This window comes from Puerhibacterium puerhi, assembly GCF_009846865.1.
Taxonomy (GTDB): Bacteria; Actinomycetota; Actinomycetes; order Actinomycetales; family Cellulomonadaceae; genus Puerhibacterium; species Puerhibacterium puerhi.
On sequence record NZ_WUWN01000001.1, the window covers coordinates 220,001 to 246,216 of the forward strand.

At 75.7% G+C, this 26,216-nt stretch carries 25 protein-coding genes; 11 read left to right on the forward strand and 14 right to left on the reverse strand.

Annotation, left to right across the window (positions count from 1 at the left end; genetic code table 11):
• The first annotated feature begins 118 nt into the window (after positions 1-118).
• Together GSF02_RS01045 and GSF02_RS01050 are read left to right on the forward strand one after the other, a co-directional pair.
• Positions 119-1,456, forward strand: a complete 1,338-nt coding sequence (locus GSF02_RS01045) for an aspartate aminotransferase family protein (protein WP_159791842.1) — start codon at positions 119-121, stop codon at positions 1,454-1,456.
• Positions 1,453-2,226: a GntR family transcriptional regulator gene (locus GSF02_RS01050; protein WP_159791844.1), complete on the forward strand. Its 774-nt coding sequence runs from the start codon at positions 1,453-1,455 to the stop codon at positions 2,224-2,226. Before GSF02_RS01045 ends, GSF02_RS01050 begins: the two co-directional genes overlap by 4 nt.
• Before the next feature lie 22 nt (positions 2,227-2,248).
• On the opposite strand, the gene GSF02_RS01055 is transcribed toward GSF02_RS01050, so the two are convergent.
• On the reverse strand, positions 2,249-2,731 hold the full coding sequence (locus GSF02_RS01055) for a SprT-like domain-containing protein (protein WP_159791846.1): 483 nt from the start codon (positions 2,729-2,731) through the stop codon (positions 2,249-2,251).
• Positions 2,732-2,842: 111 nt separating this feature from the next.
• Positions 2,843-5,092 (reverse strand): LLM class flavin-dependent oxidoreductase, encoded by a 2,250-nt coding sequence (locus GSF02_RS01060; protein ID WP_159791848.1) that lies wholly within the window; start codon positions 5,090-5,092, stop codon positions 2,843-2,845.
• A 100-nt stretch (positions 5,093-5,192) separates the two neighbouring features.
• On the opposite strand from GSF02_RS01060, the gene GSF02_RS01065 reads away from it, so the two are divergent.
• Positions 5,193-5,738 carry a MarR family winged helix-turn-helix transcriptional regulator gene (locus GSF02_RS01065; protein ID WP_159791850.1) on the forward strand — a complete coding sequence of 182 codons (546 nt, stop codon included), beginning with the start codon at positions 5,193-5,195 and terminating at the stop codon, positions 5,736-5,738.
• Positions 5,739-5,780: 42 nt separating this feature from the next.
• On the opposite strand, the gene GSF02_RS01070 is transcribed toward GSF02_RS01065, so the two are convergent.
• Positions 5,781-6,536, reverse strand: a complete 756-nt coding sequence (locus GSF02_RS01070; protein WP_159791852.1) for a FadR/GntR family transcriptional regulator — start codon at positions 6,534-6,536, stop codon at positions 5,781-5,783.
• Positions 6,537-6,663: 127 nt separating this feature from the next.
• Between GSF02_RS01070 and GSF02_RS01075 the strand changes: the two genes are divergently transcribed.
• The 3 genes from GSF02_RS01075 to GSF02_RS01085 all read left to right on the forward strand — a co-directional run bounded on the left by GSF02_RS01075 (position 6,664) and on the right by GSF02_RS01085 (position 9,422).
• Positions 6,664-7,374 (forward strand): uridine kinase family protein, encoded by a 711-nt coding sequence (locus GSF02_RS01075; RefSeq protein ID WP_328798982.1) that lies wholly within the window; start codon positions 6,664-6,666, stop codon positions 7,372-7,374.
• Positions 7,375-7,431: 57 nt separating this feature from the next.
• Entirely contained in the window at positions 7,432-8,649 is a 1,218-nt protein-coding gene (locus GSF02_RS01080; protein WP_201308717.1) for a glycosyltransferase, read from the forward strand.
• Positions 8,650-8,735: 86 nt separating this feature from the next.
• Positions 8,736-9,422: a GntR family transcriptional regulator gene (locus GSF02_RS01085; RefSeq protein WP_159791854.1), complete on the forward strand. Its 687-nt coding sequence runs from the start codon at positions 8,736-8,738 to the stop codon at positions 9,420-9,422.
• A gap of 132 nt (positions 9,423-9,554) precedes the next feature.
• Here the strand turns inward: GSF02_RS01085 and GSF02_RS01090 are convergent, their stop codons facing one another.
• From GSF02_RS01090 to GSF02_RS01135, 10 genes are all read right to left on the reverse strand, one after another.
• Entirely contained in the window at positions 9,555-10,892 is a 1,338-nt protein-coding gene (locus GSF02_RS01090) for an MFS transporter (protein ID WP_159791856.1), read from the reverse strand.
• A gap of 58 nt (positions 10,893-10,950) precedes the next feature.
• Positions 10,951-11,913 carry a 3-hydroxyacyl-CoA dehydrogenase family protein gene (locus GSF02_RS01095; protein WP_159791858.1) on the reverse strand — a complete coding sequence of 321 codons (963 nt, stop codon included), beginning with the start codon at positions 11,911-11,913 and terminating at the stop codon, positions 10,951-10,953.
• Positions 11,914-11,989: 76 nt separating this feature from the next.
• Complete coding sequence (locus GSF02_RS01100) at positions 11,990-12,799, reverse strand: triose-phosphate isomerase family protein (protein WP_159791860.1); 810 nt, start codon at positions 12,797-12,799, stop codon at positions 11,990-11,992.
• The gene (locus GSF02_RS01105; RefSeq protein WP_159791862.1) at positions 12,799-13,293 is read right to left on the reverse strand and encodes a ribose-5-phosphate isomerase; all 495 of its coding nucleotides are present in this window, start codon (positions 13,291-13,293) and stop codon (positions 12,799-12,801) included. Before GSF02_RS01105 ends, GSF02_RS01100 begins: the two co-directional genes overlap by 1 nt.
• Positions 13,293-15,032, reverse strand: a complete 1,740-nt coding sequence (locus tag GSF02_RS01110) for a dihydroxyacetone kinase family protein (RefSeq protein WP_159791864.1) — start codon at positions 15,030-15,032, stop codon at positions 13,293-13,295. Before GSF02_RS01110 ends, GSF02_RS01105 begins: the two co-directional genes overlap by 1 nt.
• Positions 15,033-15,072: 40 nt before the next feature.
• Positions 15,073-16,002, reverse strand: a complete 930-nt coding sequence (locus GSF02_RS01115) for a sugar phosphate isomerase/epimerase family protein (RefSeq protein ID WP_159791866.1) — start codon at positions 16,000-16,002, stop codon at positions 15,073-15,075.
• A 222-nt stretch (positions 16,003-16,224) separates the two neighbouring features.
• Positions 16,225-17,037, reverse strand: coding sequence for an ABC transporter ATP-binding protein (locus GSF02_RS01120; protein WP_235915280.1), 813 nt, complete (start codon positions 17,035-17,037; stop codon positions 16,225-16,227).
• 71 nt (positions 17,038-17,108) lie between these two features.
• Positions 17,109-18,149: an ABC transporter substrate-binding protein gene (locus GSF02_RS01125; protein ID WP_159791870.1), complete on the reverse strand. Its 1,041-nt coding sequence runs from the start codon at positions 18,147-18,149 to the stop codon at positions 17,109-17,111.
• A gap of 67 nt (positions 18,150-18,216) precedes the next feature.
• Positions 18,217-19,026: an ABC transporter permease gene (locus GSF02_RS01130; protein ID WP_235915281.1), complete on the reverse strand. Its 810-nt coding sequence runs from the start codon at positions 19,024-19,026 to the stop codon at positions 18,217-18,219.
• A 168-nt stretch (positions 19,027-19,194) separates the two neighbouring features.
• Positions 19,195-20,214: a LacI family DNA-binding transcriptional regulator gene (locus tag GSF02_RS01135; RefSeq protein ID WP_159791874.1), complete on the reverse strand. Its 1,020-nt coding sequence runs from the start codon at positions 20,212-20,214 to the stop codon at positions 19,195-19,197.
• Between the two features lie 268 nt (positions 20,215-20,482).
• Between GSF02_RS01135 and GSF02_RS01140 the strand changes: the two genes are divergently transcribed.
• The 5 genes from GSF02_RS01140 (at position 20,483) to GSF02_RS01160 (ending at position 24,759) form a co-directional block, all read left to right on the forward strand.
• On the forward strand, positions 20,483-21,646 hold the full coding sequence (locus GSF02_RS01140; protein ID WP_159791876.1) for a Gfo/Idh/MocA family protein: 1,164 nt from the start codon (positions 20,483-20,485) through the stop codon (positions 21,644-21,646).
• Positions 21,647-21,714: 68 nt separating this feature from the next.
• The gene (locus tag GSF02_RS01145) at positions 21,715-22,932 is read left to right on the forward strand and encodes a dihydrodipicolinate synthase family protein (RefSeq protein WP_201308730.1); all 1,218 of its coding nucleotides are present in this window, start codon (positions 21,715-21,717) and stop codon (positions 22,930-22,932) included.
• A complete protein-coding gene (locus GSF02_RS01150; protein WP_159791878.1) occupies positions 22,929-23,864 on the forward strand; it encodes a sugar phosphate isomerase/epimerase family protein in 936 nt (311 codons plus the stop codon). The genes GSF02_RS01145 and GSF02_RS01150 overlap by 4 nt, the downstream gene beginning before the upstream one ends.
• 131 nt (positions 23,865-23,995) lie before the next feature.
• Positions 23,996-24,343 (forward strand): STAS domain-containing protein, encoded by a 348-nt coding sequence (locus GSF02_RS01155; RefSeq protein WP_235915282.1) that lies wholly within the window; start codon positions 23,996-23,998, stop codon positions 24,341-24,343.
• On the forward strand, positions 24,340-24,759 hold the full coding sequence (locus tag GSF02_RS01160) for an ATP-binding protein (protein WP_159791880.1): 420 nt from the start codon (positions 24,340-24,342) through the stop codon (positions 24,757-24,759). Before GSF02_RS01155 ends, GSF02_RS01160 begins: the two co-directional genes overlap by 4 nt.
• Before the next feature lie 51 nt (positions 24,760-24,810).
• Here the strand turns inward: GSF02_RS01160 and GSF02_RS01165 are convergent, their stop codons facing one another.
• On the reverse strand, positions 24,811-26,172 hold the full coding sequence (locus tag GSF02_RS01165) for a PP2C family protein-serine/threonine phosphatase (protein ID WP_159791882.1): 1,362 nt from the start codon (positions 26,170-26,172) through the stop codon (positions 24,811-24,813).
• Between the last annotated feature and the right edge of the window lie 44 nt (positions 26,173-26,216).

A 26,216-nucleotide genomic window follows, 5' to 3' on the forward strand; every position in this document is an offset into this window, starting at 1 on the left:
GCCTTAACGGCCGGCCCTGTCCCCCGCGGGCCGGCGCTGGGGAGGATGAGCACCGTCGGGACGTCCCGACGGCGAGGCGGAGCCGGGCGGCTCGCCGAGCGACCCGAAAGGACCCACCGTGGCGACCCGTTCCACGATCATGGACACCAACAGCTTCCGGCCGGAGACGGCCCAGGGGCTGACCGCCGAGACGCTGGCGATGACCCGGCGCCGCGCCGACCTGCTCGGCCCGGCGTACCGGCTGTTCTACCGCGACCCCGTGCACCTGGTCCGCGGCCGGGGGGCGTACCTGTACGACGCCGACGGCGAGCGCTACCTGGACGTCTACAACAACGTCGCCTCGGTCGGGCACTGCCACCCGCGGGTGGTCGATGCCGTGACGCGGCAGGTGAGCACCCTCAACACGCACACCCGTTACCTGCACGAGGCGGTGCTCGACTACGCCGAGGACCTCCTGGGCACCATGCCGGCCGAGATCGGCCGGCTCATGCTGATGTGCACCGGGTCGGAGGCGAACGACCTGGCCGTGCGGGTCGCCCAGGCGTACACGGGCAGGCGCGGGGTCGTCGTCAGCGCCGAGGCGTACCACGGCAACACCGCCGTGGTCTCCCGGCTCTCCCCCGCGCTCGGCACCGCCCAGGACCTCGCGCCCTGGATGCGCACCGTGCCCGAGCCGGACGCGCGGCTCGCCGGCGACCAGGATCTGGGCGCGTGGTTCGCCGACCGGGTCGCCGAGCAGATCGCCGACCTCGAACGGTCGGGCGTCGGGTTCGCCGCCTTCCTCGCGGACTCGATCTTCTCCTCCGACGGCGTCTTCCCCGACCCCGCCGGGTTCCTCGCCCCGGCGATCGAGGTGGTGCACCGCGCCGGCGGCGTGTTCGTCGCCGACGAGGTGCAGCCCGGCTTCGCCCGCACCGGCCAGGCGTTCTGGGGCTTCGAGCGCCACGGCGTGGTACCCGACCTCGTCACCACCGGCAAGCCCATGGGCAACGGCATCCCGGTGTCCGGCATGGCGGCCCGGCCGGAGGTGCTGGCGGCGTTCGCCGACGACCTGCCGTACTTCAACACGTTCGGCGGCAACCCGGTGTCGGTCGCGGCGGCCCAGGCGGTGCTCGACGTCATCCGCGAGGAGGACCTGCAGATGCGCGCCGATCTCGTGGGGTCGGCGCTCCTGGCCGGGCTGCGGGATCTCGCCGCGCAGCACGACTGCCTCGGCCAGGTCCGCGGTGCCGGCCTGTACGTCGGGCTCGAGGTGGTCTCTCCCGAGGACGGCTCCCCCGCGCGCGACCTGGCGCTCGACGTCGTGGAGGAGCTGCGGGCCCGGCGCGTGCTGACCTCCGTGTGCGGCGGCGGCGGCAACGTGCTGAAGCTGCGCCCGCCGCTGGTCTTCTCCGAGGACGACGCCGCGTGGCTCCTGACCGAGCTCGAGGGGGCCGTGCGTACCGTACGGCCGTGACCGACGACAGCACCGCCGCACGCCCCGGCGTCCCGGCTGCCGGTCCGGTGGCCGGGCGGCTGCGCGGCATGATGCGCCGGGCGGAGCTGGCCCCGGGCGACCGGCTCGGGGACGAGCGCTCGCTGGCGGCCGAGCTGGGCGTGAGCCGCACCCGGCTGCGCGAGGCCCTCGACCTGCTGCAGGCGGAGGGCCTCGTGCGCCGCCGGATCGGCCGCGGCGGCGGCGTGTTCGCCTCCGACGGGCGGATCGAGCGCAACCTCAACACCATCGAGGGCCTGCCCGACATCACGCGCGTGCAGGGGGTCCGGCTGGAGACCCACGTGCTGCGGGCGGAGCTGACCGTGGCCTCGCCGGCCGACCGGCGACGGCTGCGGCTCGCGCCCGGCGACGGCGTCTACCACCTGGTGCGGCTGCGCCGGGCCGACGGGACCGGGCTCAGCGTCGAGGACACGCGGGTGCCGGCGGCGCTGTTCCCCGGCCTGGACCGGCAGGACCTGTCCGCCCTGTACCGCTGCTTCCGCGAGGTCTACGGCGTCGCACCGCAGCTGACCGACGAGAGCCTCGAGGTCGACTACGCCACTGCCGAGCAGGCCGGGCTGCTGGGCGTCGCGCCGGGCACGGCGCTGGTGCGGCTGACCCGGCTCACCCTCGACGCCGCGCACCGGCCGGTCGAGGCCGCCACCGAGCTCTTCGTCGCCGACCGGATGCGGTTCCACCTGCGCCGCTACGGCGTCGTCGGCAACGCGCACCGGCCGCTCGCGGACGCCTGAGCGTGACCGCCCGGCCGCCCGGCTAGCGCCGCGGCCGCGCCTTCCACGGCACCACGGGCTCGTCCCGGTAGGTCCAGGCGTACAGGTACCGCACGTCGAACCGGCTCGCGCAGCGCCCGCACGACAGCGGCCGGGACGGGCGCCGGAACCGCGTCACGCGGTGGCCCGCCGGGCACACCCCCACCCAGTCGCCCTCGACCGACGGCGCTGCCGGGTCGACGGTGCGCCGGCCGGTGGCGCCGATCCGCACCGCGGTCGCGCGCCAGACGGCGTCGTGCCCGTGGCGCGGCCCGACGAGCGCGTGCGCGACCTCGTGCAGCACGGTTTCGCGCACCTCGGCCTCGTCGTGCAGCGCGGTGAGGTCCCGGGACAGCGTGATGCGCCGCAGGTCGTGGCGGCACTGGCCGGCGCGGCGCCGGGCACGGTCCCACCCGAACGCCCACCCGTCGAGCCCGTGCTCGTCGAGCACGCGGCGGGCCAGCGAGGCGGCGGCGTCGAGATCCACGCCCGGCACCGTACCCGCCGCCGCCGACGCCGCCCGCCTCCGGGGCCGTGACCTGCGGCCCGGGCCCGCGCCCGGGGCGGCTCCCCGCTCGCGGCCGTCCTCGCTCGCGGCTCAGTCCTCGGCGGGCGGGATCGGGAAGTTGGCCCGGAACACGTTGTCGGGGTCCCAGTCCCGCTTGAGCCGGCGCAGGCGCGTGAGCGTCTCGCCCGGGAACGCGTCGGTCAGCCGCTCGGGTCGGGTGTCGGTGTCGAACGACAGGTACAGCCCGTCCGTGCGGGGGCCCATCTCGCCGTCCCACAGCGGGTCCAGGTCCTCGTGCGACGAGCCCATGGCGGACAGCAGGAAGTTCTGGTGCCGGTGGGCGTACGCCGTGGCGTCAGGCGCGACGTCGTGCGCCGCACCGCCGGTGGCGCGCACCTGGAGGAAGTACGCAGCCCCGGACGCCGCGACGCGCTCGAAGGCCCGCGCGACGCCCTGGTCGAGGTGCTCGACCAGCCCCGAGCGCACCACCGGGTCGCCGCCGCCGGTGTGGTGCCGCTCGGCCGGCGAGACCACCGCCGAGTACGGCAGCAGGTACGCCTGGTGCTGGAGCACCGGCCCGGCGTCGGCGAGCCGCTCCAGCTCGGCCACCGCGGCCGTCGCGTCGTCGTTCGCCCACACCGTCATCAGCTGCGCCACCGGCGCCCCGCCGCGCCGCCCGCCGCCGGGCGAGAGGATGAGGAAGCTGGTCAGCTCGCGCGGGGCGTCCTCGACCGCCGCCGCCCAGCGCTCGAGCACGCCGGCGGTGTCCGTGGCGTCCAGGGCCATCTGCGAGTAGACGACGTCCCCGACCGGGCCGGCCTCGAGCTCGAAGGACGTGACGACGCCGAGGTTCGCCCCGGCGCCGCGCAGCCCCCAGAACAGCTCGGGGTTCTCGTCGGCGGACGCGCGCACCAGCCGGCCGTCGGCGGTGACGACGTCGGCGGCCACCACGTGGTCGATGGTCAGCCCCTGCAGGCGGCCGAGCAGGCCGATGCCGGCCGTCGTGGCCAGCCCGCCGACGCCCACGCCGCCGTAGTCGCCCGACGTGATCGCCCAGCCGCGCGGCGCCAGCTCCTGGGCGACTCGGCCCCAGGTCGCCCCCGCCCCGACCCGCACCCGGCGGGTGGCCTCGTCGAGCACCTCGATCCGGTCGAGGGCGCCGAGGTCGACGACGACGCCGCCGTCGTTGGTGGACCGCCCGCTGATGCCGTGGCCCGCGGAGCGGACGCCGAGCGGCACGTCCTGGGCGCGGGCGTACGCCAGCGCCTGCGCCACCTCCTGCGGGTCGCGCGGGCGCAGGATCAGCCCCGGCGCACCGCTGCGCAGGTAGTTGTGCCGCAGGCCGGCGTACGCCCGGTCGCCCGGCTCGACGGCGCGCTCGGCGAGCGCCGCCGGCACCGCCGCGTAGTCGATGCCGGGGCGGCGCAGGGCGACGGCGCGGGCGCCGCGGCGCGCGGCGGCCGGCGTCGTGCCCGCGGCCTCGCGCTCCTTGGCGACCTGCTCCCGCACCGCGGGCGCCACCTCCTCGCCGACGCGGCGGATCAGGTCGGGGTCGTCGGTCGCGACGACGAACGTGCCGATGCCGTCCTCGAGCGCCAGCCGCACGAGCCGGTCGACCCAGTCGGCCACGGCGCCGTCCGGCGGGGTGACGTTGAGCAGGCGGCGCACCTCGGCCGGGTCGCGGCCGGCACCGAGCGCCGCCTCGTCGATCACCGCGTTGCCGCGCCGCAGGTCGCCGGGCTTCAGGTAGCCCTCCGACGGCAGCCAGCCGTCCGCCGCGGTGCCCACCAGCCGCAGCATCCGCGGCTTGTACGCCCCGAGCCAGATCGGCACGTCGTGCGCCGGCGCCGGCCCGCGCTTGGCGCCGACGACGCGGTGGTGGGTGCCCTCGACGCGCACCGGCAGGCGCGTGCCGGTGTCCCACAGCGCCCGGATGACCTCGATCGCCTCCGCGAGCGCCTCCACCGACTCGCCCGGGGACAGCCGGCGGGCGCCCATGGCCTCGATCGCGTCCCAGAACCCGCCGGCTCCGAGGCCGAGGGCCACGCGGCCGCCGGAGAGCAGGTCGAGGCTCGCGGCGGCACGGGCCAGCACCGCCGGCGGGCGCAGGGGCACGTTGAGCACGTTCCCGGCGAGCGTGACGCGGGAGGTCTGCGCGGCGGCCCAGGTCAGCAGCGTCCAGGTGTCGAGGAAGGCCGGCTGGTAGGGGTGGTCCTGGAACGTGACCAGGTCGAGCCCGGCCTCCTCCGTCAGCCGCGCCAGGCGCACGGGGCCCTGCGGGTCGGCGTTCGTGGGCGTGATGAAGGTGCCGAACACCAGGTCGTGGCCGTAGTCGGGCATGCGCGTCGCTTCCTCGCTCGGACGGAGATCGTCTGTGGAGCAGACGATATCAACGGCAACTCGTCTGCGTGTCGGCGTGTTCCCGACTACCATCGACCCCATGCCGTCCGCCCATCCACCCGCCCCGGCAGAACCCGCAGCGACCCCAGGGTCAGCCGCCCGGGAGGCCGCCGCGACGCGCCCGTCGGCGCTCGGCTGGTCGCTCGCCGCGCTGCTGCGGGAGTGGAGCGCGCGGGTGGACGACGTCGCCGGCGACCTGCCCCACGGCACCCGCGGCTACCAGGTGCTCGCCGCCGTGGTGCACGACGCCCCGCCGACGCAGGCTGCCCTCGCCGCCCGGCTGGGCATCGACCGCACCGTGATGACCTACCTCATCGACGCGTTCGAGGGGTGCGGCCTGGTCGAGCGCCGGCAGGACCCCGCCGACCGTCGCGCCCGGCGCATCGTGGCCACCGACCACGGGCGCGGCGTGCTGGAGGCGGTCGACGCCCGCGTGCGCCAGGCCGAGGCGGAGCTGCTCGGCGGGCTGGCCGAGGGCGAGCGGGCGGCCCTGCGGGCGCTGCTCGAGCGGGCCGCGGACGCCGTCGCGCACGACGAGGACCGCTGCGCCGTCGTCGCGCGCGCCACCGCGCCGGCCGCGGGCTGACGACGGCTCCGGGCCGGCCGGCCCCGCCCGCCGGCCGCGCCGTCAGGTGCCCGGAGCGTCGGGCCGCACGCCGTCGTGCCGGGCGCGGTCGGCCGTCGCCAGCCCGGTCTCCTCGTAGAACGCCCAGATGTGCCGCCGCGTGCGTTCCTGCGCGGCCGCGGCGTCGCCGGCGCGGACGGCGGCGAGGATCTGCGCGTGCTCCTCCCCCAGCCGCGCTGCGTGCTCCGGCCACGCCGGCAGCCGCCGCGCGCCCTCGACGACGTAGGAGCCCACCGCCGAGCGCAGCCCCGCGAGGATCGCCTCGACCAGCGGGTTGCCGCACCGGCGCACGAGCGCCAGATGGAAGTCCTGGTCGAGGGCCACGAGCTCCGGCACGTCGAGCCCGGGGGCGCGCATCGCCTCGAGCAGCTCGCGCAGCTCCCGCAGGTCGCCGTCGCTGCTGCCGTCGTCGCCGGACCGGGCCGCGGCCTGCCCGACCGCCCACACCTCGAGCACGGCCCGGGTCGCGACGACGTCGCCGACCGGCAGCGCGCCGGACGCCACGTGGAGCCGGACGGCAGCCCCGAGCCCGGCCGCGGGCCGGTCGACCACCGTGGCCCCGGCGTCGGGGCCCGAGCCGACGGCGGTGCGCACGATGCCCATCGCCTCGAGCACGCGGACGGCCTCGCGCACCGACGGCCGCGACACCCCCAGCTCCGCCGCGAGGGCGCGCTCCCCCGGCAGCCGCTCGCCGAGGGCCCACCGGCCGGCCGCGAGGTCTGCCTCGATGCGGGCGAGGACCCGTTCGTGAGCGCGCACGGCGTCAGGCTACGTCGCCGCCGCCGGGCCGCTCCCGACCGTTCCCGACCCGCCCTCGGGCCGGCACCGGGCGTGCACCGGGCGGCACCGGGCGGGCACCCCGGAGGATCGCGGAGAATGGACACCCGTGACCGACTCCGCCGCGACCGCCCCTCAGCACGATGCGCCGGTGCCCGACGCGCTCGTGCCCGACGCGCTGTTCGACGTCCCGCCCGAGGCCCGCCGCCCGCGCGTGCGGGTGGTGCTGCTGACCGGCCCGTCCGGCTCCGGCAAGTCGGCGCTCGTGCGCCGCCTGGGCCTGCCCGCGGTCATGCTCGACGACTTCTACCTGGACGGCGACCACCCAGGGCTGCCGCGGCGGTTCGGCATCGTCGACTGGGACGACGCCGGCAGCTGGGACCGCGAGGGGGCGCTCGAGGCGCTGCGCACCCTGGCGACGTCGGGACGCGCCGAGGTGCCGGTCTACGACATCCCGACCAACCGGCGCACCGGGACCACCGTGCTCGACACCGCCGGTGCCCCGCTCGTGGTCGCCGAGGGCGTCTTCGCGGCCGAGCTGGTGGCGGCCTGCCGCGCCGAGGGCATCCTGGCGGACGCGATCTGCCTGCGCCGCCCCCGCCTGGTGTCGTTCTGGTTCCGGTTCCTGCGTGACGTGGCGGAGGCCCGCAAGCCGGTGCCGACGCTGCTGCGCCGCGGCTGGGCGCTGCTGCGGTCCGAGCCCGCGACGGTGGCGCGCTGGGTGGCCCAGGGCTGCCGGCCGGTGCCGCCCGCGCAGGCCGAGCGGGACATCCGCGCGCTCGCCACCGTGGCGCCCCCGGAGAACGTCATCGGAAGTTAACAGCACGGTCATGCCCTCCTCACCTGGCGCCATGACGCTGGGCGCGGAGGTGGTTCGATGACCCAGCGCACGTCCGGGGCCGGTGCCCTGCGGATCCTGTCGGTGTACGAGGGCTTCTTCGCGGGCGGCGCCCGCGCCCTGCACACCACGGTGGTGGCCGGCCTGCACACCGGTGGGCGCCAGCAGCACGCGGCGCTGAGCATCCACCAGGAGGTGCGCCGGGAGGCCACGCTGCAGCGGATGGAGGACGACCAGCGCTACCGCACCCTGCGCGCCGCGGGCGTGCGGGTCGCCTCGCTCGGCCGCACGACCGACGGGGACCACGACCCCCGGTCCTTCACGCCGGCCGAGATGGAGGTCGCCGCCCACCACGCCCGCGCGGCGCACGTGGTGATGTCCCTCAAGGAGCAGCCGCTGCGGCTGGTCAACCAGGCCGGCTTCCCGGACCGGCCCGTCGTCGCGTGCCTGCACCGGTCCGACCCCGAGAACTCCGGCACCGCGCTCGACGACCTGCTGGTGGCCGCCGACACCGGCCGGCTCGCCGCCGTCGTGTGCTGCGCCGAGTCCACGCGCGACGCGTACCTGCGCGCCGGCGTGCCGGCGAGCCTGCTGCGCGTCGTCCCCAACGGCATCAACCTGGCCCGGTTCCGGCCGGTGTCCGGGGCGCGCCGCCTGGCGCTGCGCGGCGCCGCCGGGCTGCCGGCGGACGCGAACGTCGTCGTCTACGCCGCCCGGTACGACACCATGAAGAACCCCGGCCTGCTCGTCGCGGCGGCCCGCCGGTACCTCGAGCGCGACCGCCTCGGCCACGTGGTCATGTGCGGCGCCGGCATGAGCCCCGCCAACGCCGACCTGGTGGCCGAGCTGGAGCTGGCCTTCGGCGACCGCCCCGACCTGCTCGAGCGGGTGCACCCGCTCGGCGTGCGCGCGGACATGGAGCTCGTCTACGCCATGGCCGACGTCGTCGCCCTCACCTCGCTGTTCGGGGAGGCCGCGCCGCTGTGCCTCATCGAGGGCGCGATGTGCGGCGCCGTGCCCGTGACCACGCCCGTGGGGGACAGCGCGCGCATCGTCCACGGGATCGGGTTCGTCACCGGGTTCGACCCCGCCGAGATCGCGGCGACGTGGATCGAGGCGGCCGCGCGCCGGGACGAGCTGACGCCGGCGCTGACCGCGGCCCGGGCGCGGTTCAGCCACGTGCGGATGCTGGCCGGCTACGCCGCGGTGCTCGAGCGGGCCCACCGCGGGGCGGGCACGCGGCTGCTGCACGTCTGAGGCGGCGCTGCGGCGGCACCGCGGCGGCGCCGGAACCCCGCTGAGACGCCGTCGGGCGCGATGGCCTGCACCGATAGAATCTCGCCGTGTCCTCCCCCCGTCCCGCCGCGGGCGTCGGCCCGGTCCGGCGCCGGGTGCTCGCCGACCACGTCTTCGACCAGCTGCTGACGATGCTGCTCGACGGCAGCCTGCCGGCGGGCAGCAACCTCAACATCGACGGCCTGGCGCGCCAGCTCGACGTCTCGCCCACCCCGGTGCGCGAGGCGCTGGCCCGCCTGGAGGCGACGGGCATGGTGCGGCGGGTCGCGCTGCGCGGCTACTCGGTGGCGCCCGAGCCCACCGTCAAGGAGCTGGCCGACCTCATGGACGCGCGGCTCGCCGTCGAGCCGGTCAACGCGTGGTACGCGTGCCAGCGCGGCGGCCCGGAGTTCCTCGCGGCGCTCGAGCAGGCCGTCGCCGACCTCGAGGCGGCGCCGAACGGCCCCACCTACCAGGACTTCCGCGACTACTGGGCCGCCGACGAGCGGTTCCACGAGCTGGTGGCGGAGGCGGCGGACAACGGCTACCTGCACGCGGCCTACGCCGCGCTCGGCGGCCTGCTGCAGCGCTTCCGGCAGTTCTCCGGCCGCGGCGTCACCGACAAGGAGGTCGCGGTGCGCGAGCACCGCGCGGTCCTGGACGCGCTGCGCTCCGGCGACGCCGACCTGGCCCGCAAGCTCATGGCTGAGCACATCGAGGGCGTGAAGTCCCGCGCGCTCGCCGAGCGCGCCTGAGCATCCCCCGAGCATCCCCGGCACGCACGAGGGCGCCCCGCCGGCCGTGGCCGGCGGGGCGCCCTCTCCCCGGAGTCCTGCGCGGCCCCCCGCGCAGTCCCTGCGTCGACCCCCTGTCGACGTCGTGCCGCGTCAGCGCGTGGCGGTCCCGGCGGCCGGGGCGGCCACCTCCGTGGCCCCGTCGACGGCGCGCCGCTGGATGCGCTGCACCGCGCGGCGGGCGGCGAACGTGCCGAGCGCGCCGAGCCACAGCACGATCATGAGGAAGTACATGCCCGCCGCGGTGGTCCCGGTAACGTCGGTGAAGATGCCGACCACGTACGGGCCGATGAAGCCGCCCAGGTTGCCGAACGAGTTGATCGCCGCGATGGCGACGGCCGCCGTCGCGCCGGCCAGCACGCCGCTGGGCAGGGCCCAGAACACGCCGGCGATCGAGTACACGCAGAACGCCGCCAGGGAGAGCGCGGCCAGCTGGGCCACCGGCGCGTGGAAGAACGCGCTCGCCCCCATGCCCAGGCCGGCGCCGAGGAACAGCACCGCGAGCGGCACCCAGTTCTCGGCGAACTTCCGGGCCGCCCAGCGCGACGTCACGAGCACGCCGACCAGCGCGAAGACGTACGGGATGTCGGTGAGCAGGCCGGTCTGCATGTTCGAGCTGGAGAACTTGTCCACCACCTGCGGCAGCCAGAACGACAGGCCGTAGACGCCCACGGTGGACGGGAAGAACAGCAGCGCGAACGTCAGCACGCGCTTGTCGAGCAGGGTGCGCAGCGGGTTCTTGCCGTCCTCCTGCCCGCGCTCGCGCTTGTCCTTCTCGAGCTCGCCCTCGATCCACGCCACCTCGTCGGCCGAGAGCCACTTCACCGAGCGCGGGCTCTCCGGCAGGAACTTCCAGGTCGGGATCGCCATGACCATGGCCGCGACGCCGACGACGACGAACAGCCACTGCCAGCCCACCATGCCGAGGCCCTCGACCCCGAGCAGCCAGCCGGCGAGCGGCGACATGATCAGGAACGCCAGCGGCGCGGAGACGACGAACGTGCCCGTGGCCTTGGTGCGGTGCCGGTGGGGGAACCAGGTCGTCAGGTAGAAGATCACGCCCGGGTAGAAGCCGGCCTCGGCGACGCCGAGCAGGAACCGCAGCACGTAGAAGCTGATCGGGCCCTGCGTGAGCGCCATGAGGGCGGTGATCGCGCCCCAGGTCAGCAGGATGCGCACGAACCACATGCGCGGCCCGTACTTCTGCATCAGGACGTTGCTCGGCACCTCGAACAGGAAGTACGCGATGAAGAACAGCCCGGCGCCGAGCCCGAAGGCGGCGTCGCCGATCCCGACGTCGGCGCCCATGTGGAGCTGGGCGAACCCGACGGCGGAGCGGTCGACGTAGGCGACCGTGTAGAGGATGACCAGCAGCGGCAGCAGCTTCAGCGTGATGCGCTTGACGAGTGCCGCTTCGTTGACCGTGACCACGAAGACTCCTGTGTCTGTGGGAGTCGGGCAGCGATGCCCGGAGGGGGAGGGAGGGACGTCAGGCCGTCGGGGCCGGACCGAGGGTGCGCACCAGGCGACCCATCTCGCTGTACGCCTTGTTGCGGTAGGCGACGAGCGCCTTGACCTGCTCCGGCGTGTAGTCGCGCAGCAGGCCCTTGCCGTTCTTCACGCCGCGACGGTCGTCGGCCACGGCGTCCTTGATGAGCTGCGGGGTGGCCAGGCGCTCGCCGAAGGCCTCCTCGAAGGTGCGGAAGCCGCCGGCGTAGACGTCGAGCCCGGCCTGGTCCGCGATCGCGAACGGACCGAAGAAGCCGAGGCGGAACCCGAACGTGGTACGCACGATCGTGTCGATGTCCTCGGGGGTCGCGATGCCCTCCTCGGCGATCGACATGGCCTCCTTGAGCAGCACGTACTGCAGGCGGTTGAGCACGAAGCCCGGCACGTCGGCCACGATCGCCGCCTGCCGGTTCGCACGGCCCAGCAGCTCCTTGACCACGGGCACGACCGCCTCGTCGGTCTTGTCGCCCAGCACCAGCTCGACGCCCGGGATGAAGGGCGCCGGGTTGGAGAAGTGCACCGTGAGGAACCGCTCCGGGTTCTGCACGGCGGTCGACAGGGTGCGCGCCGGGATGGTGGACGTGTTGGAGCCGATGATGGCGTCCGGCCGCGCCGCGGCGGAGATGCGGGCCAGCACGTCGTGCTTGACCTCGACCTGCTCGAAGACCGCCTCCTCGACGAAGTCGACGTCGGCGACGGCCTCCTCGATCGACGGCGCCGCGGACAGGTTGGCGCGGATCGTCTCGGTGGCACCGGCGTCGAACAGGCCGGCGTCCTCGAACTCGCGGGCCTCGACGAGCAGCCGCTCGAGCGCCGCCTTCGCCGCGTCGGCGGAGACGTCGGCGATGGTGACGGGCAGCCCGGCCAGCGCGAGGGACTGGGCGATGCCGCCGCCCATGTAGCCGGCCCCGACGACGGCGACGGTGCTGATGCTGGTGACCACGATGGTCCTCCTCAGGGGGTGCTGTGGTGCAGGGGGTGGTGCAGGGGAAGGGAGATCAGGGGGTGGGTGGCGCGGCTCAGCGCGGGACCGCTGCCCCGAGCCGGCGGGCCTCGGCGAGGACCTCGCCCAGGGCGGCGACGTCGTGCGCGAAGCGGCCGAGGAACACGCCGTCGACCGCGGGTGCCAGGGCCGTGAGGGTGCCGGGACCGGCCGCGCCACCGTAGACGACGCGGCCCGGCACGCCGAGCTCGGCCAGGGCGGCGTGCAGCCGGTCCGCGACGGCGACGACGTGGTCGGGCCCCGCGGGCTTGGGCGCGCCGATGGCCCACACGGGCTCGTAGCCGACGACGACGTCCGTGGCGCCGCTGCCGGCGAGGGCGTCCGCGAGCTGGGCGGCGGCCACGTCGGCCGCCTCCTGCGCGGGCACCCGCTCGGTCTCGCCGACGCACAGCAGCGGCACGACGCCGGCCGCGGCCAGCCGGCCGACCTTGGCGCGCACGACCTCGTCGGTGTCGCCGAACCGGGCGCGCCGCTCGGCGTGCCCGACGACGGCGTACCGGCAGCCCAGCTCGGCCAGCAGGGGCGCGGTGACCTCGCCGGTCTGCGCCCCGGCGTCGGACGGCGCGACGTCCTGCGCGCCCCACGCCACGGCGGTGCCCTCGAGGATCCGCGCCGCGACGGGCACGAGCGGGAACGACGGCAGCACGGCCAGCTCGACCGCGGCACCGGCGCCCTCGGCGCCGTCGGTCGCCGCGCCGCCGGCCGCGAGGTCGCGGACCCCGGTCAGCCAGTCCGCGGTCGCCGCCGCGCCCAGGTAGGCCTTGAGCGAGACGGCGACCAGCGGCGGCCGCTGCACCGGCGCGGGCGCCGGCGTGGACGAGGTCATCAGCAGGACCCGGCGGCCTCGGGTGCGGTGCCGGCGGCGGCCTCGACCTCGCTGATCGCCGCGACCTTGGGCGCGGACGACGAGGCCGGGTCGAACCGGTAGCCGAGCCACTCGCGCACCAGGCGCTTGGCGAGCTCGATGCCGATGACGCGCTGGCCCATGCACAGCACCTGCGCGTCGTTGGACAGCACCGAGCGCTCGACGGAGAACGAGTCGTGCGCCGTGACCGCGCGCACCCCCGGCACCTTGTTCGCCGAGATGGCCACGCCGAGGCCCGTGCCGCAGATCAGCAGGGCCCGGTCGGCCTCGCCCGCGGCGACCATGCGGGCCGCGGTGGCGCCGACGTAGGGGTAGTGCGTGTGCTCGTCCGAGCCCACGCCGACGTCGACCACCGACGCGACGCGCTCGTCCTTCTCGAGCTCGGCCTTGAGGATCTCCTTGTAGTCGAACCCCGCGTCGTCGGAGCCGACCACCAGGCGCAGCGTGTCGGTCATCAGGAACCCACCTTCGTCTCGTCAGCGGCGGCGCCGAGCACGGCGCCGGCCTCGGCCAGGAGCATCGCGAGCGACGTCGCACCCGGGTCGGGCACGCCGAGGCTCTTGTCGCCCAGCACGCGGGAGCGGCCACGGCGGGCCGCGATGTCCTTCGTGGACTCGGCGCCGGAGCGGGCGGCGTCGACGGCCGCGCCCCAGGCGGCGGCCAGGTCGGTGCCGTCGCCGTGGGTGGCGACGAGCGTCTCGGTCGCGGGCGCGAGCGCGTCGACGAGCGTCTTGTCGCCCGGGCGCGCACCGCCGATGCCCGTGACCGCGTCGTGGAAGGCCTGGACGCCGCGCACGGCGTCGTCGGCGCTCACGTCGGCGTCGGCCGGCAGCACGTCGGCCAGCGCCAGCAGCCCCACGCCCCACAGGGCCCCGGAGGTGCCGCCGGCCTTGTCCGCCCACGCGTCGGCGGCGCGGCGCAGCACGGACGGCGCGTCGCCGTCCGCCTCGAGCGCGGCGTCCGCGGCCGCGACGGCGGCGTCGATGCCGCGGCACATGCCCCGGCCGTGGTCGCCGTCGCCGGCGATCGCGTCGAGCCGGCCCAGCTCCTCCTCCGCGCCGTGCAGGGCGTCCTGCCAGCGGTGCAGCACCTCGGCCACCTGGCGGGCGGCGCGGCGGCCGGCCTCGGTGGTGGCGGCGGTCAGCGCGGGCTCCGGCTCGGCCAGCGCCTCGGGCGCCGCGGTCTCGGGCGCCGCGCGCCACGAGCCGTGGTGGAACGCCGGGGTGTCGGCGGGCGCGAGCCACAGCGGCTCGAGCTCGTCGTCCAGCCACGCCACGGTGAGCGAGCAGCCGGCCATGTCGAGGCTGGTGACGTACTCGCCGACCAGCGGCGCGACCAGCGTGACGCCCCGCTCGACCAGCAGGTCGCTCACCCGGTCCCACAGGACGAAGAGCTCCTCGTACTTCACGTCGCCCAGGCCGTTGAGGATGACGGCGGCGCGGCCGTCGGCGTCCGCGGGGCGCTCGGCGAGCACGCGGTCGACCATCTCCTGCGCGAGCACCGCGGCCGAGGGGCGGGGCTCCTCCCCCACGCCCGGCTCGCCGTGGATGCCCAGGCCCCAGCCGACCACGCCCTCGTCGAGGTGGAACAGCGGCGCCTCCGCGCCCGGCAGCGTGCAGCCGTCGAAGGCGACGCCGAAGGAGAACGTGCGGTCGTTGGCGTGCGCGGCCAGCCGGGTGACCTCGGCGAGGTCGGCGCCGGCCTCGGCGGCCGCGCCGGCCACCTTGAAGACCACCAGGTCGCCGGCGACGCCGCGCCGCTCGGCGGCGCGCTCCGGCGGGGCGGAGACGACGTCGTCGGTCACCGCGAGCACGGAGACCTCCATGCCCTGCGCGCGCAGGCGGCTGGCGGCGGCGCCGAAGTTCAGCACGTCGCCGGCGTAGTTGCCGAACGACAACCACACGCCGGCGCCGGCGTCGGCGGCGCGGCAGACGTCGATGACCTGGCGCGTCGACGGCGAGGCGAACACCTCGCCGCACACCGCGGCGTCGGCGAGCCCGTCACCGATCACGCCGGCGAACGCCGGGTAGTGGCCGGAACCGCCGCCGACGACGACGGCGACCTTGCCGGGGCGGGTGCCGTCGGCGCGGGCGATGCCGCCGGGGACGCTGCGGAGCCGGCCGGGGTGGGCCTTGACCAGGCCGGAGAGCGCCTCGCGGGCGAAGTCCTCGGGCCGGTTGTGGACGTACGTCATGAGACCTGCACCTTTGCTCGTGTCGTCAGTCGGTCGCGGGTCAGCGGCCCGCGGAGCGCAGCACGCCGCGGATGTACTCGCGGTTGAGCGCGGCCACGCCGAGGCTGTCGGAGCCGTAGTGCTCGCAGACGAAGACGCCCTCGAAGCCCAGCTCCAGCGCCCGGCGGATGTGGTTGCGGTAGTTCACGACGCCCGAGACCAGCGGCGCCGGGTGGGTGGCGTAGGTGCCCGTCGTCGGGTCCTCGTCACGCGTGTAGTTCTTGATGTGCCAGAAGTTCGTGAACGGCAGGACCTTCTCGAACATCGTGGGGATGTCCTCGATCGGGCGGTGCAGGCGCACCAGGTTGCCCAGGTCGGGATTGAGGCCCACGTTCTCGCGGTCGACGTCCTGCACGAACCGCACGGCGAGGTCCGGGGTGCCGATGAAGGTGTCCTCGTACATCTCGAGGCTGATCGCCACGCCCACCTCGGCGGCGTGGTCGGCCAGCTCGCGGATGCGGCGGATCGCCTCGTCGCGCGCGGCGGGGTCATCGACCGGGTCGTGGTGCCCCTCGGCCAGCCAGAACCACAGCGCCTTCTGCTGGGCCGGCGTGAGGTCCTGCATGAAGCCGAAGTTCACGACCTCGGCGCCGAGCGCCGGCGCGCGGTCGATGATCGCGTGGCCGATGCGCAGGTAGTCGTCGCCGCGCTTCGCGTCGACGACGCTGCGGCGGGTGGTCGAGACCGACGGGACCGCCAGGCCGACCTCCTTGAGGACGGCGAGCAGCTCGCCGAACCGGGCGTCCGACAGCTCGCCGATCGACAGCCAGGCGTCCGTGGGGTCGACGTCGGTGAACCCGAGGTCGGCGACCTGCTGGAGCTGGGAGCGCCACGACTCGGCGGGCGCCTCGAGGTTGGGGGTCCCGTCGGCCGTCGTCGAGCCGAAGGACAGCATGTTGGCCGCGATGGGCCAGGTGTCAGCAGTGCGCACAATGATCTCCGTCGATCGGACGTCTTCGTGTTTCCTATAGGAAACACGCTCGGCGTTGCCTCGTCAAACCGGGACCTCCGCGGCCCGCACGACCACGGGTCCCTGGCGGTCCGAGACAGACCCCTCTGTCTCGGACCGCCAGGGACCCGGAATGCGGCGCGCGAGCGCGGGTGCGGCGCGGGTGCGGCGCGGGTGCAGCGCCGTGGCCGGCGCTGGCGGAGGTCAGTCGCCGCCCTGCGGCGAGCCCAGCAGGGTGCGCACCCGGCTCGCCACGCGGTGGAACTCGGGGTCCTCCATCGCGGCGGTGTAGTCGCGCACGGGCGGCAGGTCCACCCGCAGCTCCTCCACCACGCGGCTCGGGCGCGGGCCCATCACCACGACCCGGTCGCCGAGGTAGACGGCCTCGGGGACCGAGTGGGTCACCAGCAGCACGGTGACCCCGGCCTCGCGGCACACCCGCTGCAGCTCGACGTTCATCCGCTCGCGGGTCAGCGCGTCGAGGGCACCGAACGGCTCGTCCATGAGCAGCACGTCCGGCTCGTGCAGCAGCGCCCGGCACAGCGAGACGCGCTGCTGCATGCCGCCGGACAGCTCGTGCGGCATGGCCTTCTCGAAGCCGCTGAGGCCCGTGGTCTCGATCAGCTCGGCGCAGCGACGGCGGGCCGCCGCCGCGTCCATGCCCCGCATCTCCGCCTGCAGCAGGATGTTGCCCTCGGCGGTGCGCCAGTCCAGCAGGGCGGCGCGCTGGAACACGAAGCCGATGTCGGGCCGCGGGCCCGCCACGACGTCGCCCCGCAGCCGCACCTGCCCGGTGGTGGGGGCCACCAGGCCGGCGACCACCTTGAGCAGCGTCGACTTGCCGCAGCCGGAGGGCCCAACGATGGAGACGAACTCCCCCGGCCGCACCGCGAGGTCCACCTCGCCGAGCGCGCTCGTCGAGGCACGCTTCGAACGGAACGTCACGGACACCCCGTCGACGGACACGACGTCCTGCGCCGTCCCGGCGACCCCCGGCTCCTCGGTCAGCGTCGTCACTGCCCCTCCTGCCCTCGTCCGTGCCCTCGTCCGTGCCCTCGTCCGTGCCCTCGTCGCGGTCACCATGGCTCTCACTCCCCCGACGGGGCGAACGCGTCGTCGTAGTACTCCTCGACGCCCTTGCCGCCCTCGATCAGGCCGGCGGTCGACAGCACGTCGAGCGTGTTCTGCCAGTCCGCCGGGTCGTTGGCGCCCGGGGCCTGGCCCTCGGTCTCGTCCGTGTGCAGCAGCTCGACCGTCTGCTGCCACTGCTCCAGGAGCACGTCCTTCGCCGGCATCTGCGGGTCCTTGCCCTCCATCGACGCCACGGCCGCCTCCGGGTCCTCGGCCGCCGCCGCGAACGCCTCTGACGTGGCCGCGACCATGTCCGAGACCAGCTCGGCGTCGTCGGTGATCGTGCCCGTGCTGGCGACCAGGCCGTTGGAGTAGAAGCTCAGGCCGACGTCGGAGTAGCGCAGGTAGCTCACCTCCCTGCCGCTCTTGGCGGCGATCGTCGGGCCCTGGTCGTGGGCGAACCCGATCAGGCCGTCGACCTGCTCGGTGAGCATCGCCGACACCTTGCCCGCCGCGTCGAGGTTCTGCTGCTTGACGTCGTCCGGGCCGAGCCCGGCAGCCTCGAGGTACATGGGGAACGTGGTGGTCGGGGCGTCGCCGGCCGAGACCGCGATGGTCTTGCCGGCCAGGTCGGCCGGCTCCGCGATCCCCGAGTCGGCGAACACCTGCACCGCCGACGGCGTCGTCTGGAGGAAGACGCCGACGCTGCGGGCGTCGACGCCCTTGTCCACGTTGGCCAGCAGCGCGGGCGTGTCCGCCCAGCCGAACTCGACCTGGCCGCCGCCGACGGCCTGGACCGTCTTGGTGGAGCCCTGGCCGGCCTCGATCGTCAGGTCGATGCCGTGGTCGGCGAAGATGCCCTGCTCGACGCCGTAGTAGAAGGGCGCGTGCTCGCCGTACGGGTACCAGTTGAGCATCAGCGTCACGGCGCGGGACTCGTCGCCGCCGCTCGCGGCCGAGCCGCCCGCGGCGTCCGAGGAGGCGCAGCCGGCGAGCGCGAGGGCGGTGGCCGCGACGGCAGCCGCTGCGGCCAGGGACGTGTGCCGGGGGTGGGACATGGATGTGCTCCTTTGCACGGGGGCGGGGTGCCGCGGCCGCCGACGGCGGCGCGGGCCGGTCTGTCGGTCAGGCGCCGGCGACGGTCGTCGCGGCGGTGGCGGCACGCCGGGAGGGGTGCCAGCCGATGAGCAGGCGCTCGGCGATCTCGATGATCAGGAACAGGACGATGCCCAGCAGCGACATGACCACGAGCGCCGCGAACAGCATGGCGGTGTCGATGTTGCCGTTGGCCTGGAGGATCACGTACCCGAGGCCCTCGTTGCCGCCGACGAACTCGCCCACGACGGCGCCCGTCACGGCGAGCGTCGCCGCGACCTTGAGCCCGGACAGCAGCTGCGGCAGCGAGGCCGGGAACATCACCTTGGCGAAGGTCTTGAGCCGGCTCGCGCCCATCGTCGAGGTCAGCTCGATCACCTCAGGGTCGACCGAGCGCAGACCGGCCAGCCCGGAGATGACCACCGGGAAGAACGCCATGAGCACGGCCACGGTGATCTTCGGCGCGACGCCGAACCCGAGCCACACCACGAACAGCGGCGCGATCGCGATCTTGGGGACCACCTGGGCCACCAGGATGATCGGGTAGACCGTGCGCTCGGTGGTCGGCGAGTAGGCCATGAGCACGGCGACGAGCTCGCCGATCACGACCGCCAGCGCGAAGCCGATCACCGTCTCGTACGTCGTCACCCAGGTGTGCTGCCCCAGGTAGGCGGCGTTCTCGGCCGCCGCCGCCCAGGTGTCCGCGGGCGAGGGCAGCACGTACGGGGCCAGCCAGCCCTGGGCGGTCACCACCCACCAGACCACCAGCACCGCGACCACCAGGGTCAGCGGCCGCCACGCCGCCGCCCACCACCGCGCCGGCGCGGGCGATCGCCGCACCGCCGTCCTGCTCTGCCGGGCTACCGTAGCCCGGTCCGACACCACTGCGGTCATCAGACCCCCTCGTCGCTGAGGTGACCCACGTCACGGAATGCGCTTTCCACGCACCGTAGACGCCGCGGCGGCGAGGGTCAAGCGGACCGGGCGGCGGCCGACGACGGTCGCCGCTCAGCCACCGGTGGACTCGCGCAGCAGCACCTGGGTGGCCAGGGCGGGGTCAGCCTCGCCCGCCTCGTCGGCCTCGCCGAGCGCCACGAGCACCGCACGGCGGCCGATCTCCTCGAGCGGCACGCGCACGGTGGTCAGCGCCGGCACGTGGTCGCGCAGCGTCGGGATGTCGTCGAACCCGGCCACCAGCACGTCGCGCGGCACCGCCAGCCCGGCGTCCCGCAGGCCGGCGATGAGGCCGATCGCCATCACGTCGGTGACGGCGAAGACGCACGGCCGCCCGGCCCCGTCCCGCGCCAGCCGGGTCACCTCGGCCGCCGCGCCGTACCCGCCGTCCCGGGAGAACTGGCCGGCGACGACCGCCGGCTCGACGTGGCCGCCGCCGGCCTCGGCGGCCGCGGTGAACGCGTCGGCGCGCTCCCGGGCCGTGACGACCCGGTCCGGCCCGGTCACCACCACGAAGCGCCGGTGCCCCTGGCCCAGCAGCGCCTCGGCGAGGGCCCGGGAGCCGGGGGCGTTCGGCGGCCGGACCACGGCGGCCTCGCCGAGCGGCTGGCCCACGACGACGGCGCGGCCGCCGGCGGCGGCGTAGCGGCCCAGCGCCTCGGCCAGGGCGGCGTCGTCGTCCCCGGTCCAGCGTGTGCCGACGACGACGATCGCGTCCGCCCGGTGCGCGGCGAACGCGTCCACCGCCTCGCGCTCGGCCGCCGGGTCGCGGTCGGTGCTGGCCAGCAGCAGCTGCAGGCCGTGCGGTCGGGCCTGCGCCTGCGCGCCCGCGGCGATCGAGGAGAAGTACGGGTCGGAGATGTCCTGCACGACCAGGCCGAGGAGCCCGGTGCGGGCCTTCGCGAGCGCCTGCGCCTGGGCGTTGACGACGTAGCCGAGCTCGGCGGCCGCCGCGCGGACCCTCTCCACCAGGGCGGGCGCCGGCGTGCGGCTGGAGCCGTTGAGCACGCGCGAGGCGGTCGCCAGCGACACGCCGGCGCGCGCCGCGACGTCCTGCAACCGGGGTCTGCCCACGCTCCCACCTCCGGTGACGCACCCTAGACCTCGGGCCCGCGGGGCGGCAGCAGGCGGCGCTCGCGGGATCGCGACGGCACCGCTACAGGGCCGCGACGGGATCGCGACGGAGCCGCGACGGTGTCGCGGCGGAGCCGCCGCGACACCGCCGCGGCAGCCCGGCGCGCCCGCCGTGGGCGCCGGGTGCCTTGACGTCGCGACGCTCGCCGCCTACGGTGCCGGAAAGCGCATTCCCGCGCACCCCTTGCCCCCGGACGAAGGAGTCCCGATGGCCACCCGCACCCTGCGGATCGCGATGAACGGCGTCACCGGACGCATGGGCTACCGCCAGCACCTGCTGCGCTCGATCCTGCCCATCCGGGAGCAGGGCGGCGTCCTGCTCCCCGACGGCACGCGGGTGCAGGTCGAGCCCGTCCTGGTCGGCCGCAACGAGACCCGCCTGCGCGAGCTCGCCGCCCAGCACGACGTCGCGGAGTGGACCACCGACCTCGACGCCGCGATCGCCGACCCGGCCACCGACGTCGTCTTCGACGCCTCGATGACCTCGCTGCGCGCCAAGACCCTCACCAAGGCCATGCAGGCCGGCAAGCACGTCTACACCGAGAAGCCGACGGCGGAGACGCTCGCCGAGGCGGTCGAGCTCGCGCGGCTGCGCGCGGAGGTCGGCGTCACCGCCGGCGTCGTGCACGACAAGCTCTACCTGCCCGGCCTGGTCAAGCTGCGCCGCCTCGTGGACGAGGGCTTCTTCGGGCGCATCCTGTCGCTGCGCGGCGAGTTCGGGTACTGGGTGTGGGAGGGCGACGTGCAGCCGGCGCAGCGCCCGTCGTGGAACTACCGGGCGCAGGACGGCGGCGGCATGACCACCGACATGTTCTGCCACTGGAACTACGTGCTCGAGGGCATCGTCGGCACCGTCCGCACGGTGACCAGCCAGACCGCGACGCACATCCCCACGCGCTGGGACGAGCAGGGCCGCCCGTACGAGGCCACCGCCGACGACGCCGCGTACGGGATCTTCCAGCTCGAGACGCCGGCCGGCGACCCGGTGGTGGCGCAGATCAACTCCTCGTGGGCGGTGCGGGTGCACCGCGACGAGCTCGTGGAGTTCCAGGTGGACGGCACGGAGGGCTCCGCCGTGGCCGGGTTGTTCAGGTGCGTCGCGCAACCGCGCTCGGCCACGCCCAAGCCGGTGTGGAACCCCGACCTGCCCACCACCGAGCGCTTCCGGGACCAGTGGCTCGAGATCCCCGCGAACGCGGACCTCGACAACGGGTTCAAGGCGCAGTGGGAGGAGTTCCTGCGCGACGTCGTCGCCGGCCGCCCCCACCGCTTCGACCTGCTCTCGGCCGCCCGGGGCGTGCAGCTGGCCGAGCTCGGCCTGCGCTCGTCGGCCGAGGGCCGCCGCCTCGACGTCCCGGAGATCACGCTGTGAGCGCGCCCGCCACCGCCCCCGGGACCCGCCGGGCCCCCGTGCTCGGGCCCAGCGGCGTGACCGTGCGCCTGCCCCGGTTCGACGACGGCGGCCGCGTCGCGGGCACCGAGCTGCGCGAGCTCAACGCCCCCGGCCCGTGGACCCGGCCGACGGCGCCGCTGACCTCCCGCGTCGCGTTCGCCGCGGCGCACGTCGTGCCCCGGGCCGGGGCCGACAACGTGCCGGGCGCGCCCGCCGTCGTCGACTGGGACGCGACGCTCGCCTACCGCCACCGGCTGTGGGAGCACGGCCTCGGCGTCGCCGACGCGATGGACACCGCCCAGCGCGGCATGGGCCTGGACTGGACGGCCACGCAGGAGCTGGTGCGCCGGACCGCGGCCGAGGCGCGCGCCGCGGGCGGCCGCATCGCCTGCGGCGCGGGCACCGACCAGCTCGACCCCGCCGTCGTCGCCGGGTGGCAGCCCGGCGACCCCGCGGCGCTCGAGGCGGTCGTGGCCGCCTACCGCGAGCAGATGCACCTGGTGCAGGACGCCGGCGCGCAGGTCATCGTCATGGCCTCCCGCGCCCTGGCGCGGGTCGCCCGCTCCGCCGAGGACTACGCGCGGGTCTACGACGCCGTGCTCGCCGAGGCCGACCGGCCGGTGATCCTGCACTGGCTCGGCACGATGTTCGACCCCGCGCTGGCCGGCTACTGGGGGTCGGCGGACGTCGACGGCGCGACGGCCACGTTCCTGGACGTGATCCGCGCCCACCAGGACAAGGTCGACGGCGTGAAGGTGTCCCTGCTCGACGCCGCGCACGAGGTCCGGCTGCGCCGGGCCCTGGCCGCGCTCGACGGCTCCCCGGTGCGGCTGTACACCGGCGACGACTTCAACTACCCCGAGCTGATCGCCGGCGACGAGCAGGGCCACAGCGACGCGCTGCTGGGCGTGTTCGCCGCGATCTTCCCCGCGGCGTCGACGGCGCTGCAGGCGTTCGACGCCGGCGCCGCGGGCGACCCGGACGGCGCCGCCCGCGGCCACGCGATCCTGGCGTCCACCGAGGCCCTCGGCCGCCACCTGTTCGGCGCGCCCACGTACTACTACAAGACGGGCGTGGCGTTCCTGTCCTGGCTCAACGGCTTCCAGCCGGGGTTCCAGATGGTCGGCGGGCTCCACGCGGGCCGGTCGGTGCCGCACCTGGTCGAGCTGGCCCGGCTGGCCGACGGCTGCGGGCTGCTGCTCGACCCGCCGGTGGCCGCCGCCCGGCTGCGGGCCCTGCTGGCCACGGCGGGGGTGGACGCATGAGCGCCGCGCCCGGCACCGGCTCCGCTCCCGACCTGAGCCGCTGCTCGCTCAACCAGGCCACGGTCAAGCACGCCACCCTGCCGGAGGCCGTGGCGGCCGCCGCGGCGGCGGGGATGGGAGCGATCGGGCTGTGGCGCGACCGCGTCCAGGAGGTCGGCGCCGAGAAGGCCGCGCGCATCGTCGCGGAGGCCGGCCTGCGGGTGTCGTCGCTGTGCCGCGGCGGTTTCCTCACCGCCGCCGACGACGCCGCGGTCGCCGCCGCGCTGGACGACAACCGGCGCGCGATCGAGGAGGCCGCCACCGTCGGCACGCGCGAGCTGGTGATCGTCGTCGGCGGCCTGCCCGCCATCAGCGGGTTCGGCCAGGGGCCGCGGCCCGACGCCGTCCCGGGCGACCGGGACGTCGTCGCCGCGCGCGCCCGTGTGGCGGACCGGCTCGCCGACCTCGCGCCCGTGGCCGCCGAGCACGGCGTCCGGCTCGTCCTGGAGCCGATGCACCCGCTGTTCGCGGCGGACCGCGGCGTGCTGTCCACGCTGGACCAGGCGCTCGACCTGGCCCAGCCGTTCCCGGCCGACGTCGTGGGCGTCGTCGTGGACACCTACCACGTGTGGTGGGACCCCGAGCTGCGCGAGGCGATCGCCCGGGCGGGCCAGGAGGGCCGGATCGCCGGCTACCAGGTGTGCGACTGGGTGCTGCCGCTCGCTGCCGACCCGCTGCACTCCCGCGGGCACGTGGGCGACGGCTACGTGGACTTCCCGACGATCACCCGGTGGGTCGCCGAGAGCGGCTACGCGGGTGACGTGGAGACGGAGATCTTCCACGAGGGCGTCTGGGCCGCCGACCCGGCCGGCACGGCACGGACCGTGGCCGACCGCTACGCGCGGCACGTCCTGCCTGCGCTGACGGCCCGGGCCGCCGCGCCCGGCCGCTGAGCCGCCGGCGTCGCCGGGCCGCACCCCCGCCCCGGTCCGGCGACGCGCGCGGCCCGGCGTCGGCGGGTACGCTCGACCACTGTGACCGTTCGGCCCACGGGGGCCGGGCACCGCGACGGAAGGGCACGAGCGTGACGCAGCACGGCGACGTCCAGATCGAGGACGGCGGCGCCCTGTGGGTCATGAGCGGCGAGATCGACGCAGCCGTCCAGGCCCGGGTGGAGGACGTCCTCAGCGAGGCCGCCGGGGCCGCGCGCGGTCGCCTCGTCATCGACGTGTCGCGCGTGACGTTCATGGACTCGGGCGGCCTGCGGCTGCTCTACCACGCCGCGTCCCTCACCCCCGAGCCCCCGCTGCTGCGCGGCGTCCCCGAGCACATCCGGGACCTGCTGGAGCTGACCGGGGTCTCCGACCTCTTCGCCTACGGGGACGCGGGCCGCACCGTGCCGGTGGGCGGGCGAGGGGCTGACGAACGGTGAGGCTGGTCGAGCTGGCGCCGCCGGCGACGCTCACCGAGGTGGCGCGCTGGACGATCAGGTCCGTCGACGACCTGTCGAGCGTCCGCTCGTACCTGCTCACCGCCCTGCGGGACGCGACCGGCGAGGACGACGGTCCCGAGCTCGAGCGCATCGTCCTGGTCGCCAGCGAGCTCGCCACCAACGCCCTGCGGCACGGCAGCCCGCCGTTCGCCGTCCGGCTGCTGTGCGACGAGGGCACGGCCACCGTCGACGTGGTCGACCACCGCCCCGACGTGCCCCCGGTCATCGCCACGCACCGCGAGCCCGGCGCCGGCGGGTTCGGGCTCAAGCTGGCGCGCCGCGCGGCCAGCGAGCTCGGCTGGTTCCGCGACGGGAACGACGAGAAGCACGTCTGGGCACGCTTCGCCACCGCCTGACCCGGCCAGGCCTCGCCGCCCCCGCCGGGTCGACCGACACGCGGGTGCGGCTCACACGCCCCGGCGCGCCACCAGCAGCGTCGCGTCGTCCGCCGACTCCTGGTCCCGTGAGCCCCGCACCACGGTGTCGACGTCGGTGCGCGGGCCGAGGGTGAAGGACCGCTCGAGGCGGCCGAGCCCGACCATGATCGACTCCCCGCGCCGCTCCACAAGGCCGTCGCTGAACAGCACGAGCGCGCCGCCGTCGGGCACGGTGAGGCGCTCCGGCTCCGGCACCGCGCGCGTCAGGCCCAGCGGCGGGACCCCGGCTCGGGGCCCCCACACCGGGGTGCCGTCGGGACCCACGACGAGCAGCGGCGGGTGGCCGAGGGAGACGTGCTCGAGCTCGCCGGTCACCGTGTCGAGCAGCGCGACGGAGACCGTGGCGACCTCGCCGGGCAGCGTCCAGCGTGCCGTCTCGCACAGCGCGGCCACGGCGTCGCGGGCCGACCCGGTGGTCACCAGGCCGGTGCGCAGGGCGGTGCGCAGCTGACCCATCGTCGCGGCGGCCTGCAGGCCGTGGCCGGTGACGTCGCCGACGACGAGCGCGAGGCTGCCCGACGGCAGGCGCAGCGCGTCGTACCAGTCGCCGCCGACGAGGCCGGACCCGGCCGCCTCGTAGCGCGCCTCGATCGTCCAGCCCTCCACGCGCGGCAGGCGGGTGGGCAGCAGGCTGCGCTGCAGCTCTCCGGTGGCCCGCACCTCCTTGCGCCCGCGCAGGTAGAGCGCCTCGACGAGGTGCCCGCGCAGGGCGGCGGCGCTGTCGACCTGGTCGGAGGTCCACGGGGCCGTCGTGCCGTCCGGGTTCGGCGAGCGCAGCCACAGCAGCACCTGCCGCTCGGGCAGGGCGATGCCCATGACGCTGCGGACGCCGGGGGCCTTGGCGGCCACGCCGGGCGCGTCGACGGGCAGGTCGTCGGTGTGCACGACCTCGTCGCCGGCGTCGGCGACGAAGTCCATGAGGGCGAGCCGCGCCTCCTCGTCGTCGGGCACCTCGCCCACGAACGTGACCCGGTCCTCGGCGCGCACGATGGCGCCGTCGGCGCTCACCAGGCGCCGGGTCCAGCCCGAGCGGGTGATGGCGATGCCCAGCGGCACCGTCTCGTCGCGCGAGTCGGCGGCCAGGTGCGCCAGCACGCGCTCCTGCCGCCGGCTCCCCGCCTGCCGCTCGGCCACGCTCTCCGCCGCCCGCTGCACCGCGCGCGTCTGGTCGACCAGGGCGTCCAGCAGCGTGCGGACGTGCCGCACCGCCGTCGGTCGCAGCTCCTCCGGCTGGGCGCGGTCGAACGCCTCGAGCGCACGCCGAGCGAGGTCGCGCGCCGTCTCGACGGAGAACGGCGCGTGCCCGGGCTCGGGCGTGGCAGACAGTGTCACTGGCCCTCCTCCGGGCTGTTGCTGCCCAAGGCTATCGCGCAGCA

Bases quoted from the DNA above. Each gene is read 5' to 3' on its own strand.
- GSF02_RS01150 (WP_159791878.1), top strand. From the start codon at position 22,929: ATGAGCGCCGCGCCCGGCACCGGCTCCGCTCCCGACCTGAGCCGCTGC.
- GSF02_RS01065 (WP_159791850.1), top strand. From the start codon at position 5,193: ATGCCGTCCGCCCATCCACCCGCCCCGGCAGAACCCGCAGCGACCCCA.
- GSF02_RS01125 (WP_159791870.1), bottom strand. From the start codon at position 18,149: ATGTCCCACCCCCGGCACACGTCCCTGGCCGCAGCGGCTGCCGTCGCG.
- GSF02_RS01110 (WP_159791864.1), bottom strand. From the start codon at position 15,032: ATGACGTACGTCCACAACCGGCCCGAGGACTTCGCCCGCGAGGCGCTC.
- GSF02_RS01105 (WP_159791862.1), bottom strand. From the start codon at position 13,293: ATGACCGACACGCTGCGCCTGGTGGTCGGCTCCGACGACGCGGGGTTC.
- GSF02_RS01080 (WP_201308717.1), top strand. From the start codon at position 7,432: ATGACCCAGCGCACGTCCGGGGCCGGTGCCCTGCGGATCCTGTCGGTG.
- GSF02_RS01060 (WP_159791848.1), bottom strand. From the start codon at position 5,092: ATGCCCGACTACGGCCACGACCTGGTGTTCGGCACCTTCATCACGCCC.
- GSF02_RS01100 (WP_159791860.1), bottom strand. From the start codon at position 12,799: ATGACCTCGTCCACGCCGGCGCCCGCGCCGGTGCAGCGGCCGCCGCTG.
- GSF02_RS01140 (WP_159791876.1), top strand. From the start codon at position 20,483: ATGGCCACCCGCACCCTGCGGATCGCGATGAACGGCGTCACCGGACGC.